Source organism: Chryseobacterium sp. C3, assembly GCF_014218905.1.
In the GTDB taxonomy this organism is placed as follows: Bacteria; Bacteroidota; Bacteroidia; order Flavobacteriales; family Weeksellaceae; genus Chryseobacterium; species Chryseobacterium mucoviscidosis.
The window spans coordinates 133,064-150,168 of record NZ_JACLCU010000008.1 but is presented as its reverse complement, the minus strand read 5'-3'; the positions used below and the strand labels follow the sequence as shown (position 1 = coordinate 150,168).

The 17,105-nt window shown below is 37.5% G+C and carries 13 protein-coding genes and 1 riboswitch; of the genes, 1 reads left to right on the top strand and 12 read right to left on the bottom strand.

The window, feature by feature from the left end; translation table 11 throughout:
- Positions 1-126: 126 nt before the first annotated feature.
- From metH to H6W53_RS17705, 6 genes are all read right to left on the bottom strand, one after another.
- Positions 127-2,793, bottom strand: coding sequence for a methionine synthase (gene metH, locus H6W53_RS17730; RefSeq protein ID WP_185208676.1), 2,667 nt, complete (start codon positions 2,791-2,793; stop codon positions 127-129).
- Positions 2,794-2,797: 4 nt separating this feature from the next.
- Positions 2,798-3,889, bottom strand: coding sequence for a fatty acid desaturase family protein (locus H6W53_RS17725; protein WP_185208673.1), 1,092 nt, complete (start codon positions 3,887-3,889; stop codon positions 2,798-2,800).
- An 83-nt stretch (positions 3,890-3,972) separates the two neighbouring features.
- Positions 3,973-4,983 (bottom strand): homocysteine S-methyltransferase family protein, encoded by a 1,011-nt coding sequence (locus H6W53_RS17720; RefSeq protein WP_185208671.1) that lies wholly within the window; start codon positions 4,981-4,983, stop codon positions 3,973-3,975.
- Between the two features lie 64 nt (positions 4,984-5,047).
- Positions 5,048-6,250, bottom strand: a complete 1,203-nt coding sequence (locus H6W53_RS17715; RefSeq protein ID WP_185208669.1) for an O-succinylhomoserine sulfhydrylase — start codon at positions 6,248-6,250, stop codon at positions 5,048-5,050.
- A 35-nt stretch (positions 6,251-6,285) separates the two neighbouring features.
- Positions 6,286-7,830 (bottom strand): ACT domain-containing protein, encoded by a 1,545-nt coding sequence (locus H6W53_RS17710; protein ID WP_185208667.1) that lies wholly within the window; start codon positions 7,828-7,830, stop codon positions 6,286-6,288.
- Positions 7,823-8,770 (bottom strand): alpha/beta fold hydrolase, encoded by a 948-nt coding sequence (locus H6W53_RS17705; protein WP_185208664.1) that lies wholly within the window; start codon positions 8,768-8,770, stop codon positions 7,823-7,825. Before H6W53_RS17705 ends, H6W53_RS17710 begins: the two co-directional genes overlap by 8 nt.
- A gap of 57 nt (positions 8,771-8,827) precedes the next feature.
- Positions 8,828-8,935: riboswitch (SAM riboswitch) on the bottom strand.
- Positions 8,936-9,122: 187 nt separating this feature from the next.
- On the opposite strand from H6W53_RS17705, the gene H6W53_RS17700 reads away from it, so the two are divergent.
- Entirely contained in the window at positions 9,123-11,738 is a 2,616-nt protein-coding gene (locus H6W53_RS17700) for an MGH1-like glycoside hydrolase domain-containing protein (RefSeq protein WP_185208662.1), read from the top strand.
- A 75-nt stretch (positions 11,739-11,813) separates the two neighbouring features.
- Here H6W53_RS17700 and H6W53_RS17695 read toward each other — a convergent pair whose 3' ends face one another.
- The 6 genes from H6W53_RS17695 to H6W53_RS17670 all read right to left on the bottom strand — a co-directional run bounded on the left by H6W53_RS17695 (position 11,814) and on the right by H6W53_RS17670 (position 17,098).
- Entirely contained in the window at positions 11,814-12,239 is a 426-nt protein-coding gene (locus H6W53_RS17695; RefSeq protein ID WP_185208660.1) for an OsmC family protein, read from the bottom strand.
- An 8-nt stretch (positions 12,240-12,247) separates the two neighbouring features.
- The gene (locus H6W53_RS17690) at positions 12,248-12,964 is read right to left on the bottom strand and encodes a phosphodiester glycosidase family protein (RefSeq protein WP_185208657.1); all 717 of its coding nucleotides are present in this window, start codon (positions 12,962-12,964) and stop codon (positions 12,248-12,250) included.
- 67 nt (positions 12,965-13,031) lie between these two features.
- Positions 13,032-14,354: a DUF58 domain-containing protein gene (locus H6W53_RS17685; RefSeq protein ID WP_185208655.1), complete on the bottom strand. Its 1,323-nt coding sequence runs from the start codon at positions 14,352-14,354 to the stop codon at positions 13,032-13,034.
- 58 nt (positions 14,355-14,412) lie between these two features.
- Positions 14,413-14,763 (bottom strand): four helix bundle protein, encoded by a 351-nt coding sequence (locus H6W53_RS17680; protein WP_116095880.1) that lies wholly within the window; start codon positions 14,761-14,763, stop codon positions 14,413-14,415.
- A 55-nt stretch (positions 14,764-14,818) separates the two neighbouring features.
- Entirely contained in the window at positions 14,819-15,850 is a 1,032-nt protein-coding gene (locus tag H6W53_RS17675; protein ID WP_076395014.1) for an AAA family ATPase, read from the bottom strand.
- Between the two features lie 90 nt (positions 15,851-15,940).
- Entirely contained in the window at positions 15,941-17,098 is a 1,158-nt protein-coding gene (locus tag H6W53_RS17670) for a hypothetical protein (protein WP_076395012.1), read from the bottom strand.
- Positions 17,099-17,105: the final 7 nt, after the last annotated feature.

The window sequence follows — 17,105 nt, the reverse complement described above, 5'->3', positions numbered from 1 at the left end:
TTTTGTGGTTGTTTATACAAAAAAAACAAACACCAAAAACTTATCAAAAAAAAAATATTTTTTAATTTTTTTTTTATTTTTAAAGTTCCAGTTGGGGGGGCGGCAACCCCCCCGCCGAAACTGAAACTAAATTCCGTCTGCCAAATTAGGATTCAACCATTTTCTCGCTTCCTGCAAAGAAATTCCTTTTCTTACCGAATAATCTTTCAGCTGATCTTCTGCAATTTTTCCCAATCCGAAATATTTGGCGTGTGGACTTCCGAAATAGTATCCGGAAACCGAAGCAGTCGGGAACATTGCTAAACTTTCGGTCAGATAAACACCGATATTTTCTTCCACTTTCAGTAGATCCCAGATTGCGTGTTTTTCTAAGTGATCCGGACACGCAGGATAACCCGGAGCGGGACGAATTCCTTTATACTTTTCAGCAATTAATTCTTCGTTGGTTAAATTTTCCTGATTGGCGTACCCCCAATATTCCGTTCTCACTTTTTTATGTAAAAATTCTGCATAAGCTTCTGCAAAACGGTCTGCTAAAGCTTTTACCATGATCGCGTTGTAGTCGTCATTTGCTTTTTCGTATTCCTGCGCCAGTTCATCTGTTCCGAAACCGGTTGTTACACAGAAAGCTCCCATATAATCGGTTTTTCCTGAACTTTCAGGGGCAATAAAATCGCTTAACGCCAGATAATCTTTCCCTTTTGAACGTTGAGCCTGTTGTCTCAAAGTAATGAACTTCGTTATCTGATAGCTGTTTTCATCAAAAATTAAAATGTCATCCGTTTCGTTGGAATTGGCTTTGAAAATTCCGAAAATAGCTTTTGCCGTTAATAATTTTTCATCCAAAATTCTTTTTAAGATCACCTGTGCATCTTTGAACAATTCTTTTGCCTGAGCTCCTACAACCTCATCTTCTAAAATTTGCGGATATTTGCCATGAAGATCCCAGCTTCTGAAAAACGGCGACCAGTCGATGAAAGGCAATAATTCTCTCAGATCCTGATTTTCAACAACGGTAATTCCTAACTGATTGGGTGTAAAAATTTGTTCGTTTTCCCAGTCGATTTTAAACTTATTCTGTCTGGCTTCTTCAATAGAAACGTAGTCTTTTTCTACTTGTCTGTTCAGGAACTTTTCACGAAATTCAGAATATTCACTTTTCAGATCATCAACATATTCTTTATTTCGGTCGCCCAATAATGAACTTACCACGTTTACCGCTCTGGAAGCATCATTGACGTGAACTACTGCATTTTTATATTTTAAATCGATTTTTACGGCTGTATGTGCTTTTGAAGTCGTTGCGCCACCAATCAGTAAAGGGAAATTTAAATTCTGTCTTTCCAGTTCCTGAGCGATGTACACCATTTCATCCAGACTTGGTGTAATCAGTCCGCTAAGTCCAATCACATCCACTTTTTCTTCAATCGCGGTCTGAATAATTTTTTCAGCAGGAACCATTACGCCAAGATCTACAATTTCGTAGTTGTTACAGCCTAACACAACGCTTACAATATTTTTACCGATATCATGAACATCTCCTTTTACCGTTGCCATCAGAATTTTTCCGTTGGCTGGTTTTGTTCCGTCTTTTTCGGCTTCGATGAATGGCTGTAAGTAAGCCACCGCTTTTTTCATCACTCTCGCCGATTTTACTACCTGTGGCAAGAACATTTTTCCGCTTCCGAACAGATCTCCCACAACGCCCATTCCAGTCATTAAATTAATTTCAATCACATGAAGCGGTTTTTCTGCCTGTAATCTTGCTTCTTCCACATCTTCCTCGATAAAACGGTCGATTCCTTTTACCAAAGCATGGGTTATTCTTTCCTGCAAAGGATGATTTCTCCATTCTAAATCTTCAACCTTTTCTTTCTTAACGGATTTATGTTTTTCAGAATAATCAAGAAGTCTTTCTGTAGCATCTTCTCTTTTATCGAGAATCACATCTTCAACGAGTTCCAGAAGTTCTTTGTTGATTTCATCATAAACTTCCAGCATCGCAGGATTTACGATTCCCATATTCATACCTGCCTGAATGGCGTGATACAGGAAAACCGAGTGCATCGCTTCTCTCACCGTATCATTTCCACGGAACGAGAACGAGACATTGGAAACTCCTCCGCTCACGGATGCATACGGAAGATTCTGGCGAACCCATCTTGTTGCTTCAATAAAATCGATGGCATTTCTTCGGTGTTCATCCATTCCCGTTGCCACAGGGAAAATATTTAAGTCGAAAATAATATCTTCGGCAGGGAAATTTAAACGGTTCACTAAAATATCATAGGAACGTTTTGATATTTCGATTCTGCGTTCGTAGGTATCGGCTTGTCCCACCTCATCAAAAGCCATGACAATCACAGCGGCTCCGTATCTTTTGATGGCTTTTGCCTGTTTGATGAATTCTTCTTCACCTCCTTTTAAGCTGATGGAATTAACCACGCATTTTCCCTGTGCAACCTGCAATCCGGCTTCCAGAATTTCCCATTTTGAAGAATCGATCATGAGAGGAATTCTTGCGATATCCGGTTCTGAGGCAATCAGGTTTAAAAATTTAATCATGGAAGCCTTTCCGTCGATCAGTCCATCGTCAAAATTAACGTCGAGAATCTGCGCACCGCCTTCAACCTGATGGCGTGCAATATCGAGCGCTTCCCTGAATTTTTCTTCTTTTATTAATCTTAAAAATTTCTTTGAACCGGCAACGTTGGTTCTTTCCCCAACGTTGATAAAGTTACTTTCCGGTGTAATAATCAAAGGCTCAAGCCCCGATAATCTTAAATATTTCATCAATTTATTCTTCTAAAATAAAATATGCATTATTTGCATTTTGCTTCAGCAAATCCACATGTTTGCCCAAAGCAGTGGTCATTGGAAATCTTTTGTATGCTAAGCCGTTTTCTCTGGCAAACTGTTCGATTTCTTCTGTAATTTCATTATAATAGGCATAACTGTAATTCGGAAAAAGATGGTGGGCAACGTGAAAGTTGAAATTTCCCAAAATATTCCGCACAAACCAGTTATTTTCTTTTAAATCGTTGGTGACTTCAAACTGATGGTGAAGCCAGCTAAAAGGAAGTCCGTTTTTCTCATCAAGTTTCGGGAAGGCATTATCGGGAAGCGGATGCAAAGGCAACAATACAAAAAGCGCAAAAATACTCGCTGCAATTACCTGTAAAAACCATGCTCCCAAAGCCAAGCCTAAAGACACTTTAAAAAACAGAACGGGAACGGCGATCTGATAGAAAAAATAAAACAGTTTATACGCCACCATTTTAATTTTTTCTTTTACCGGAATCGCTCCCTGCGTTTTCAGGATCACTCTTTCGTTATCGAAAAAATCTCTGAAATCACGGATAAACATCCAGTTGAACAGATATAAAGGATAGACCAGAAAGAAAAAGAAATGCTGATATTTCTGAATTCCTTTTGCTTTGATCCACGGAACGATTAAAAGCAGTCCGCTCTGCTCAATGTCTGTGTCCCAACCGTCCACATTCGGATATGCGTGATGGCTTGCGATGTGTCTTTTCTTCCAGATGTAGGAGTTGGCTCCCACAAAATCGAAAATCTGTAAAACCAGACTGTTCAGTCTTTTACTTTTAAAAATATTATTGTGAGCCGCTTCGTGAATTAAATTCAGATAAATTAAAACCAGAGAAAGACCCATTAAAATAAAACTCAAAATGTAGACAGAAGGCTGATCTGCATGTAGAAGAGCAAAGACATATAAACCAAAATAGACCAAAGGCAGAATAACTGCTTTGATCTGAATATAAATGTCCCTGTTTTCAGGAATAGATTCTACTCTTTGGTTCACTTTTTTTCTGAGTTCATTAAATAATCTGGCATCTTCCGGATCTTTAAAGTAAATAGGTTTTTCCATTATATTTAATTTTGTGTGATAATTAAAGATAATATTAAAAACTGTTCCTTTTTCTTATGATTTAATTAAAAAATTCTATTATTTCAGACCAATTCCTTCAATTTTCTTGGTGGATATTGCGAAACCAGATCTGCAATTGCTTTGATATGATCCGGCGTTGTTCCGCAGCAGCCTCCGATAATATTGATTAATCCTTTCTCCACATATTCTTTAATCTGACTCGCCATATCTTCCGGTGTCTCATCATACTTTCCGAAAGCGTTCGGTAAACCTGCATTCGGATAAGCTGAGACAGCAAATTCTGAATTATGAGCGAGTGTTTCCAGATAAGGCGTTAATTGATTTGCTCCTAAAGCGCAGTTAAAACCTACACTTAAAAGGTTTAAATGAGAAACTGAGATCAAAAATGCTTCTGCTGTCTGTCCGCTCAATGTTCTTCCTGAAGCATCGGTAATGGTTCCTGAAACCATGATTGGAATTTTGATATTTCTTTCGTCCTGAAGTTCGTCAATGGCGAAAAGGGCAGCTTTTGCATTCAATGTATCGAAAATGGTTTCTACCAACAGAATGTCCGATCCTCCTTCTAATAAAGCTTCGCACTGTTGTTTATAAGCAATTCTCAGTTCATCAAAAGTAATGGCTCTGTATCCGGGATCGTTTACATCGGGGCTTAAACTTGCCGTTCTGTTGGTTGGACCTATGGAACCTGCCACAAATCTTGGTTTATCCGGATTTTTCGTAGTGTATTCGTCGCAGGCTTTTCTTGCAATTTTTGCAGATTCGTAATTCAGTTCGTAAACGAGATCTTCCATGTGATAGTCTGCCATGGCAATGGTTGTTCCTGAAAATGTATTGGTTTCGATGATGTCTGCTCCCGCTTCAAGATATTTTTTGTGAACTTCTTCTATTGCGTGGGGCTGCGTTAAAGACAACAAATCATTGTTTCCTTTTACCGGATGTTCCCAGTTTTTGAAACGTTCGCCACGGTAATCTTCTTCTTCGAATTTATACCGCTGAAGCATGGTTCCCATCGCTCCGTCGAGAATTAAAATTCTTTCGGATAATACTTTGTATAATTGTTCTGAATTTTTCATTTATTATATTTTTTTCCATAGGTTGCACCTACGGTTATTATTGTTGAACCCTTCGGGTTCGTTGTTAATCCAATGCCTGTCTTAAATCTGCAATGATATCTTCCACATTTTCCAGACCTACTGAACAACGAACCAGACCTGCAGTAATTCCGACTTCGTTTCTTTCTTCATCGGATAATTTGGAGTGCGTTGTAGAAGCAGGATGTGTTACAATGGTTCTCGTATCGCCTAAGTTTGCGGAAAGGGAACACATTTTTATTTTATCTAAAAAGTTTCTTCCGCCTTCAATGCCTCCTTTGATTTCGAAGGCAACAATGTTTCCGCCTAGCTTCATCTGTTTTTTCGCAATTTCATAGCTTGGATGAGATTTTAAGAACGGATATTTTACCAGTTCTACATTTGGATGATTTTCAAGAAACTCGGCTACTTTTAAAGCATTTTCACAATGTTTTTCTACACGAATGGCTAAAGTTTCCAAGCTTTTTGACAAAACCCAAGCGTTGAAAGGTGACATTGCTGGCCCTGTATTTCTGGCGAAAAGATAGATTTCACGGATCAGGTCTTCTCTTCCAACCGCTACTCCGCCTAAAACACGACCTTGCCCGTCAATTAATTTGGTTGCCGAATGCACCACGATATCTGCTCCGTATTTTATTGGCTGTTGCAGGTAAGGTGTTGCAAAGCAGTTATCCACAATAAAAATTAAGTTGTACTTCTTCGCAATCTGTCCGAAAAACTCTAAATCCAAAACCTCAATTGCAGGATTGGTCGGTGTTTCCAGATATAAAATTTTTGTATTGGGCTGAATATATTTTTCTACATTTTCGGCGTCTTCTGCTTTAAAATAGGTTGTTTCGATATTCCATTTCGGGAAATATTTTGTGAACAAAGTATGCGTAGAACCGAAAACGGACTGACAGCTTACAATATGATCTCCGGCATTTAACAAAGTGGCAAATGTTGAGTAAATCGCTGCCATTCCTGTGGCAAAAGCATATCCTGCTTCTGCGCCTTCCATTTTGGCAATTTTATCAGTAAATTCTGTTACGTTCGGATTGGAAAAACGGCTGTATAAATTTTTTTGTTTTTCTTCCGCAAAGCTCGCTCTCATGTCTTCCGCATCCTGAAAAATAAAGCTGGATGTGAGATACAAAGGGGTTGAATGCTCATCAAACTGAGTTCTTTCAGTCTGGGTTCTTATGGCAAAGGTTTCAAAATTGGTTGATGGTTGATGGTTGTCAGTTGATAGTTTTTCTTCGTTATTCATCACTAATACATTTTACTTTTGTACTTTTCACAGAATCATTTCGTTTCACTTACTCTTAAAATGTCTCCGAATACACCTCTTGCCGTAACTATTGCGCCGGCGCCGGCTCCCATGATGACGATTGGGTTTTCTCCGTAACTTTCGGTGTAGATTTCGAAGATTGAATCTGAGCCTTTCAGTTGTCCTAACGCGGAGGTTGCCGGAACGGAAATTAATTTCACATCCAATTCTCCTTTTTCTTTCTGCAAATCTCCGTGAAGATCTCCCACATATCTTAAAACGTGTCCTTCTTCCTGATTTTCTTTGATTTTCTGATATTCCGCATCTAATTCGTCCAGTCTTGAAAGGAATTCTGACTTAGAAACAGAAAGCAGATTTTCAGGAACAAGATTCTGAATTTTAATATCTTCAAACTCGTTGATTAGGTCTAATTCTCTCGCCAGAATCAATAATTTTCTTGCCACATCGTTTCCTGACAAGTCTTCTCTCGGATCGGGTTCGGTATATCCTTTTTCCAACGCTTCATTGATGATGGTGGAAAATTTATCATTTCTCAAAGAAAAATTATTGAAAACATAGCTTAATGTTCCCGAGAAAACGCCTTTAATTCTGGTAATATTTTCTCCTGAAAGGTGTAGAAGTTTAATGGTGTCGATCAATGGTAAACCTGCTCCCACATTGGTTTCATAAAGATAACGTCTGTTGTTTTTGTTCAACGTATATCTTAGTTGACGGTATTCTGAAATCGGAAGGGTGTTGAAAATTTTGTTGGAAGAAACGAGATCGAAGCCGTTTTCCGCCAAAGTGTGGTAATTTTTTACGAAGTCTTTGCTTGCGGTGTTATCCACAACGATTAAATTTTCAAGCTGATTTTCTTTGGAGAAATTAATCAGTTCCTGAACATCGGAAGGTTTTTCTGCCGTTAAAACCTCATCATTCCAATTGCTGTCGAATCCTTTTTTGTTGAATGCTATTTTTCTGGAATTGGCAACTGCAACTACTTTGAGGTCTATTTTTTTTCGTCTTTTAATTTCTTCCGAAGATTCCAAAACCTGCTGTATTAAGGTCTTCCCTACGTTTCCGTGACCGATGATTGCCAGATGAACGGTTTTCGGTTTTTTGGAAATTTCAGATTCGATGATATTTTTTGCTTTTTCGTCCTGTGAAGATGTCACAACGATATTTACCCGTTTTTCGGCTGCAATCTGGTTCAAAAGCAACGGGAAAACATTATTTCTTGCTAATTCTGCCAAAACTTTATTGAAATCTTCAGCAACAAAACCTATGACAGAGACATTATTGATGCTGTATATCTGGGAAACTTTTCCTGATTTTCTTTCTGGTTCAAATTCGTCAATCAGACAATTGACTGCTTTTTCGGAATCGTTTTCATGAACTAAAATGGAGATTCCGTTTTCAATTGCCTGCTGGGAAATTACTCCCACACTGATTCGCGCCAAAGTAAGCGCTTTAAAAATTCGTCCGTCGATCCCGATTTCACCCAAGAAATCTTCTCCTTCAAATTTGATGATGGATCTGTTTTTTAAAAATTTTATTTCTTTAGCATTAATCTTACTCATTTTTCAAAATATTTTTAATGATCGTATTTAATTGTTTATATTCCATTAAGAAGGCATCGTGCCCATGAACTGAGGTGATCTCGTGATAGAAGACATCTTTGTTTTTCTCTTTCAGTTTTTCAGAGCACTTTCGGATTTCTGAAGCGGGGAAAAATAAGTCTGTATCTACAGAGATCATGTGCATTCGTGCCTGAATTTTTTCCAAATGTTCTTCATTGGCATTGATGTTCATCAGCAAATGATTCATGAGCTTATATGATTTTAAACTAAATCTTTCGTTTAAAGCTTTTCCGTGATAAACAAGCCAGTCTTCCGACTCTAATCTCTGCTTTTCTTCACTGTATCTGTTTTGAAATCTGCTATTTAACGATTCAGGTGTTCTGTAGCACAACATTGCATGAATTCTGGCTTTCTGTAAAGGTTCATCGTGTTGGTTTAATAAAAATTTCTGAACCAGACATTGTGCATGAAGCCAGTCGTGGGTTTTAAAATCGCAGGCTAACGGGATGAAAATTTCGGCAAGATGTGGATTTTTCACCAGCATTTCCCAGCCGATTCCGCCTCCTAAAGAACCTCCAATAATGGCGTGTAAACTTTTGATATTTAAAATTTCAAGACCTTTCAAAAATATGTTTGCTATATCTGAAGGCGTGAAATCTTCACATTCATCAATAAAAAAATCATCAAATCCGTTTCCGGGAATATTGAAGCACAGAACTGTATATTGGTCGGTATCGATTACCTGATGTTCTCCAACCAGTTGTTTCCACCATCCTTTTTCTCCGGAAACATTGGAATTTCCGGTTAAAGCATGATTCACTAAAATGATCGGGGCAGAAAACAGGTCTTTCCCGAAAAGCTGATAGCTCAACGGTATATTGTATTCCTTTTGGGAATCGGTACGATACGAAAAATTAATATGTTTAAGTTCTGTTTTCAATTCTATTATTTTAATACAATTGAAAATGCCACAGGAAATGGCTGAAAGAACTTCAGTGAGTTATCTGTCCAAAATAATTCTGGTAGAACGTAGCACCTTCATTGCTTGCGCAAAGGGTTGCTAAGGTTTCATAGGGTCTAATCCCTCAACCTTTCTTGATAACATTTTCAATATTTGAATGAACGAATGGTGCAAAGATAAAACTTTTCTTTTAAATATTTATAAAAATTTAATTTAATCTTACAAACCCCGATAAACAGAAGGCTTTCAGGGAAATATTAATAATAATTCAAATTTCGTGAGTTGGAATTTTTTCGCAAAAAAACTAACTTCGTAATGAAAATGATGAGATATGATTGCTGAAAAACAAAGATTACAAGACACAAACTGGAAAAACTGGGGACCTTACGTGAGTAACCGGCAATGGGGAAATGTACGCGAAGACTACAGCCCAAATGGCGATGCATGGAATTTCGCCAATCACAATAACGCAGAAAGCTATGCCTACCGTTGGGGAGAGGAAGGGATAGCGGGAATTTCTGATGCAAAGCAGCTTTTCTGTTTTGCGCTTTCGTTCTGGAACAAAAAAGATAAGATGGTGAAGGAGCGCTTCTTTGGACTGAGCAATCCACAGGGAAATCACGGAGAAGACATTAAAGAACTATTTTATTATCTGGATAATACACCTACTCACAGCTATATGAAAATGGTGTACAAATATCCGATTAATGCGTTTCCGTATGATGAACTGCTTTCTGAAAATGGAAAAAGAAGTAAAAAGGAAGCGGAATATGAAATTTTCGACACCGGAATTTTTGATCAGGATGAATATTTTGATATTTTTATAGAGTACGCTAAAGCAGAATACAACGATATTCTAGTAAGGGTAACGGTCTGCAACAGAAGCAATATAGTGGCTCCGATTGTAGTGGCTCCCACGGTGTGGTTCAGAAATAACTGGAAATGGGGGTACAATACATATAAAGGACAAATCAATGCTTCTCATGAAGGCTGCATCACCATCAACCACGACAGTGTTCCGATAAAAAAGTTTTATTCAAGAAATATTGCAGCGGAAAGTGTTTTCTGTGATAATGAAACCAACAGTCCGAAATTATACGGAACACCCTATCCTGGAAATACTTATTACAAGGATGGCATCAACGATTATATTACTTACGGAAGCAACACCGTGAATCCTGAAAAGAGAGGAACAAAAGCTTCTTTTTTAATTGATGAAGTGATTGAAGCCGGACAATCGAAAACATTTGATTTCAGATTATCGCCTAATGAACTGGATAATCCGTTTTATGATTTTGATGAGATATTTAATACAAGAATTTCGGAAGCGAATGAATTTTATGCCGAAATTCAGAATGATGTCACCAATGAGGATGAAAAAAATGTGCAAAGGCAGGCTTTTGCGGGACTTCTCTGGAACAAGCAGTTTTATCATTATAATGTCGGAAAATGGCTGAAAGGCGATCCGAATTTTGAAGCTCCGAGAAATTTTAACCATTATGTCCGAAACACGGAGTGGAATCATATGCACAATAAAGACATCATCTCGATGCCTGATAAATGGGAATATCCCTGGTATGCAACTTGGGATCTTGCCTTCCATTGTGTTCCGTTTGCGATTATTGATGCGGAATTTGCGAAAGGACAGCTTCTTTTATTAACAAAAGAATGGTATATGCATCCGAACGGACAGCTTCCTGCCTACGAATGGAACCTGAGCGATGTAAACCCGCCCGTTCATGCGTGGTCGTGCTTCCGAGTATTTAAAATTGATGAAAAGCAAAACGGCAAACCGGATCTTTTATTTTTAGAAAAGGTTTTTCAGAAATTACTGTTAAACTTCACTTGGTGGGTCAACCGAAAAGATAAAAACGGAAAGAATATTTTCGGGGGAGGTTTTCTTGGGCTTGATAACATCGGGGCTTTTGACCGGAATATGGTGTTAAAAGACGGACAGCATCTGGAGCAGGCGGACGGAACGAGCTGGATGGCAATGTATGCTCTTAACATGATGAGAATTGCCATGGAACTGGCTCAGTATTATCAGGTGTATGAAGATATGGCGATTAAATTCTTTGAGCATTATCTTTATATCGCCGAAGCCATGGAAAATCTGGGTGAAGGCACAAAAGGACTCTGGAATGAAGAAGACGGCTTTTTCTACGATGTGCTTCAGCTTGGGAATGGTGACAGTGTTTCCCTGAAGCTGAGAAGTATTGTAGGATTGATTCCTATGTTTGCCGTGGAAATCATCGATCATCATCTGTTGGATAAAATGCCCAACTTTACCACCAGAATGGATTGGATTCTGAAAAACAAACCTGAACTCACGAAACTTGTTTCACATTGGGAAGAAGAAGGCCATGGAAGAAAGCATCTGATGAGTATTCTGAGAAAAAACCGTCTGACAAAAGTTTTGACCAGAATGCTTGATGAGAAAGAATTTTTAAGCCAATACGGAATTCGGGCAATGTCTAAGGTATATGAAGAAAAACCGTTCAAATTTTCTGTTCACGGCACTGAAAATGTAGTTTATTATACGCCGGCAGAAAGTGACAGCCGTATGTTCGGGGGGAACAGCAACTGGCGCGGACCGATCTGGTTCCCGATCAACTTCCTGATTGTAGAGAGCTTACAAAGATTCCATTTCTATTACGGAAACAGCATGAAAGTGGAATTGCCGACCGGAAGCGGAGAGAAGAAAAATCTGGATGAAGTCGCTCACGATATCAGCAACCGACTTTGTTCTATTTTCCTAAAAGACGAGAATGGAGAACGTGCTTTCAACGGAGGAAATGCGAAGTTTAATTATGATGAAAATTTTAAAGATTACATTACCTTTTTCGAATATTTTCACGGAGACAACGGACGCGGCGTAGGAGCTTCTCACCAGACGGGATGGACAGCTACGGTTGCCAAGCTTTTGAAGCCAAGATTATTGATGTAATGGAGTAAATGATAAATTTTAGAGGCTGCCCAAAACTTTTAGGACAGCCTCTTTTTTTATTGAATTTAGCTAGATCTAATCTTTTACACTTTCACCATTTACAAAAACCTCATATACAATTTCTACATTCGGTTCCAGTGTTTTGGAAACCGAGCAGTATTTTTCGAAAGACAACTGAGCTGCTTTCTGCGCTTTTTTAGGATCAATATTTCCTTCCAGAAGAAATTTAACTTTTATCGATTTGAAAGGTTTCGCATCATCTACAGGAATCCTTTCGCCTTCTACTTCTGCTTTAAAATCTGTAATTTCCTGTCTCTGTTTTTTCAGAATAGAAACCACGTCTATTCCGCTGCATCCCGCAACTGCCATCAGAACACTTTCCATCGGAGAAACGCCTTTCGCTCCGGGCTGTGTTGTATTATCTAAAAGAATTGAATTTCCCTGAGAATTGGTAAATTCAAATAAAAAATCGTCGTTGATTCGGTTAAGTGATATTTTCATTTTTAAATTTATTTTTTAGATGTGGTAACCCCGATCATGACTCCGAAGTCTCCATCCTTCTGAATCCATTTCTGTTTGGGGCAATAGGTTCTGGAAACAAAGCCATCGAGGTACAAAGCTTTTACGCAGCCTGATTCTTTAAATACGGAAGCAAAATTATAAAAATTAACCTCTGTTTTAGACATTATAAAAACAATATTTCCATTTTTTAGGATTCCGACTCCGTTTCTGATGTTGATATTTTTTGAATCTTTTTTAAATATTGGATTTATTTCCCCATCAATCAGCAATATCGGTCCGGATTGTGTTGCATGTTTTATTTCAGGATTGTTCCTAAAAGCCTTTGTTTCAACAATTTCAGCTTCATTATTTTTTGTGAGGTAAAATATTCCGTTAGGATGGAGATAAAAATTTCCTTTACCGGATAAAGTATCGGTTTTATTCAGTATTTTAAAATTTTCAATATACAATCCTTTCGGAAAATTATTGGGTTCAAACATTCCGCCGTTCATGGCAAATATTAATTCTTTATTTTCCTGCTCTGTTTTAATCTTTAAATGAGCAATATTTTTGAGAATTGTTCCGTTATCATCTTTCCAGTAAAAAGCAACATTTTGTATTTTAGGATTTACTTTAAAAATGACAAAATCATCCTCTTGTTTTATTTTCTTGTCGCAGGATAAAAAACAACAGAGACATACTATAAACAATGCAATTTTCGTCATTTATAAGTTTGCTTAAATCATTTGTGAATTTTGCGGTTCATTTTGAAATGAAATCCCTGTTTAAAAATTACAAAATCCCTCTCGCTTTAATTTCCAGATATTTATTGATGACATCAATGTTCAGATTTTCCGGTAAAGTGTATACTGTGTAAATTCCGTATTTGCGGAGTTCCTGAATGATCAGTTTCTTTTCAAACTCAAATTTTTCGGCGATGATTTCGTCATACACTTCCTGCATACTTTCAGGATTTTTATGAATTAACGTCTGCAATTCTGAATTTTTGAAGAAGACCACGACCAATAAATGGTTTTTAGCGATTCCACGAAGGTATTTTAACTGACGGTTTAAGCCATCCAATGTTTCAAAATTCGTAAATAACAGAATTAAACTTCTCTGGTTCAGCGAATATTTTACATCCTGATACAACCTGTTAAAATCACTTTCAAAAAAATCTGTTTTGATGTTGTAAAGGGCTTCCGAAATTTTTCTCAGTTGTCCCGATTTATTTTCTGCCGCAATTTTATTTTCTGTTTTTTTCGAAAAAGTCATCATTCCGGCGCGGTCGCCTTTTTTCAGAATAATATGCGATAAAGCCATCGTTGCATTAATGGAATAATCCAAAAGACTCAGTCCTTTGAAAGGCATCTTCATCGTTCGTCCTTTATCAATCAGCATGAAAATACGCTGTGATTTTTCGTCTTGAAACTGATTAACCATCAATCGGTTTGTTTTGGACGTAGCTTTCCAGTTGATCGTTCTGATATCATCTCCCGGAACATATTCTTTAATCTGCTCAAACTCCATCGTATGTCCCAGTTTTCTGATTTTCTTGATTCCGCCCAACAGAAATTCACTCTGCAAAGCCATCAGTTCATATTTTCTCAAATGAATAAATGACGGATAAGCCGGTAAATTGGCATCTTTCTGAAAATTAAACCGTTTTGCGACAAAACCTAAAGGAGAAGAAACATACACATTTAAACTGCCGAAATTATATTCTCCTCTTTCCTTTGGCTCCAGAATATATTGAAAAAATGTATTTCTTCCCGGTTCAATCTGTTTTTCGATTAAAAAATCTCTCTTCTGAAACTGAAACGGAATTTCGTCGATTACTTTCACATTGATTTTGAAAGCATAGTTATTTTTAATATCAACTTTTACGGGATTTTCATCACCATTGGATAATTTTTCGGGCAATATTCTCTGTGCAGAAATCCCTTCTTTCCTGTTGAAAACAAAAAGATAATCCACCATTGCTGCCAAAAAAACCAGAAGCAAAACGATGTGCGCTACCCACATGAGTAACGGAAAGAAAAAAGCGAGAACATACAGAATCCCCACTTCGATGAGCGTGAAGAAAAAGCGTGTATTGAGGTATAAGTTTTTCATTTTGTAGATTGCTGGTTGCAGATCTTAGGTTACAGTTTAGTAGCCCTACATTTTAATATTATTTCAAAGAATTAATGAGCCCATTCAGCATTTTAGAAATTTCAATAATATCATCATTTAATTTTAAATAATTTTCTTCACTTAAAAAATGAAGATTTCTGGAAATAATCAATTGAGTTTCAACTTCAGCACAACTTCCTCTCGAAATTTTCAGAAATTGCAGATAATCCGGTTTGCTTCTTCTGGAGTTTCCTTCTGCAATATTAGACGGAATAGAAACTGAAGCTCTTCTGATCTGAGATTTTAATCCAAATGTCTCCTCTTTTGGAAAAGCATCGGTTGTTCGGTAGATTTCAGTTACAAAATCAATGGCTTTCTGCCAAACCAGAAGCTCTTTAAAATTAGCCATATATAAAATTTAACGTTGAATTAAAAACTACAATCTGCAACCTTCTACCCGCAACCTACCTTGGAATCTCTATTCCCTCTAAAATCTGTCTGATAATTTCATCCGCGGTAAGGCCTTCCATTTCTCTTTCCGGCGATACAATAACTCTGTGTCTCAGAACGGCATAACTTGCTTCTTTAATGTCTTCCGGCGTTACAAAATCTCTTCCTCTTAAAGCTGCAAATGCTTTTGATGCGGTTAACAAAGCCAGACTCGCTCTCGGAGAAGCTCCCAAATACAGGAACTGGTTTTCTCTGGTGTTGATGATAATTTTAGCGATGTACTCCATCAGCTGAGATTCAACGATGATTTCTTTTACCAGATGCTGATAATTTTTCAGCTGCTGTGCAGTAATCACTTTGTTAACAACCTCTGTTTTATCTTCCTGCTTGCTTTCGTGTTGGTTTCTGATAATGGCAATTTCCTGCTCCAGATTCGGATAACCCACATTTATTTTAAACAGAAAACGGTCAAGCTGGGCTTCCGGAAGTCTGTATGTTCCTTCATGTTCAATCGGGTTCTGTGTTGCCACCACAAGAAAAGGTTCTTCCATCGGATAGCGGGTTCCGTCCATCGTGATCTGCCTTTCTTCCATCACTTCAAACAAAGCTGCCTGAGTTTTTGCCGGAGATCGGTTGATCTCGTCAATCAGGATGAAATTAGAAAAGATAGGTCCTTTTTTAAATTCAAATTCAGAATTTTTTACGCTGAAAACAGAAGTTCCCAAAATATCGGAAGGCATCAAATCGGGTGTAAACTGAATTCTGCTGAATCCTACATCGATCGTTTTTGCCAGTAATTTTGCCGTGATGGTTTTGGCAACTCCCGGAACACCTTCAATAAGAACGTGACCGTTCGAAAGAAGTGCTGCCAAAAGATGCTCCACCATGTTTTCCTGACCGACGATTACTTTTGCAATTTCGGCTTTTACTTTTTCAAGACTTGTACGAAGTTCAATCATATCAATTCTCGACTGAAACTGATCTTCTTTTTTATCTAAGCTGATAGAAAATTCGTTTTCTATATTTGGGTTTTCAAAGTTTTCCATATCCTATAATTTATCAATAGAACAGTGCATCCAATTACCAATCACATTGAGAATTACCACACTGTTATATTTTCAGATTGTTACATTTTTTTAAATAATTTCATCCAAAATTTTATTCATTCTCACAAGATCTTCCTTCATTACATGCGCATAAGGATCCTGTCCTTTTTTAATCAGTCCAATGGCTTCATCAATTATTTCCATCGGTTTTCCGGTTTTCAGATGGAGTTTTTTTGCAAATTCTTCATCTAGTTTCTGGGTATCGATAAGGAGATCCATTCTTACTTTGTTCAGGAAGTACTGGGCTTTTTTCGACATCATGTCATGGAAATCGCCTTCCTGAAGATAAAGATTTCCGATACTTTTCACAAAATCTACCGAGTTATTTTTCAGTGGTTCCACAATAGGGACAATGCGCTGCTTTCTTTTGGCATTAAAGAAAATAAACAAAGCCAGACCGCCCAGAAGAACCCACCAAGCATATTTTAAAGCAGGATTTGAAAGGATAAACCTCAGCAGAAACTGGGAAGATTTCGAATTGCTTTCCAGAAACCACAATGTTTCTTTATCATCCAGATAAGAAAAAACGTCCTGTGCATATTTTACATTGCCGGGTTTCAGAAGATAGTAATTGGTAATAAAAAGCGGTTCGCAATGAACGTAAAAGTAACCTTCCCCGAATTTTATTTTAACAAAGTTTGCCTGATCGTCATTATTTTTTTCCACTGTCTTTCCTAAGACTTCAGATCCCGGTTTAATGAAAGTAAAACCTCTTCCCGATGGAAATTTATCCAGTTTAATGAAATCGTTCTGGTATTTTGTGTCGGTAAGTTTTAAAACATTTTCGTCCCGAAAAGAAATCATAGAATCATAATAACCGATGCTGTCGGAAATTTCTTTCGGCATTTCGCTGATAATCAACATCGCGTTGGAACCTTTGGAAACTTCTTCCAGAATTTTATTCCACGATTCTGTATCTACTTCATGCTCGATAACAAGGATATTATGACTGCCTTTTTCTTTATTCTGGGTATAATAATCGTAAGGAGTCTGATCTATTTTTTTAACTTTATTCTTAAAAAGATCTTTGATCTCGTTATTAAAAACATACAATCCGAACGGTGATTTCTGGTAAGTCTTGAAATTCTTCCTCCAATCCGTACTTTCTGTTTTGTTGACTTCAAACAACGCCAGAATAATCATCACCACGACGAAGATTACAGCATATATTTTGAAAGTTTTGTTCATGATAACA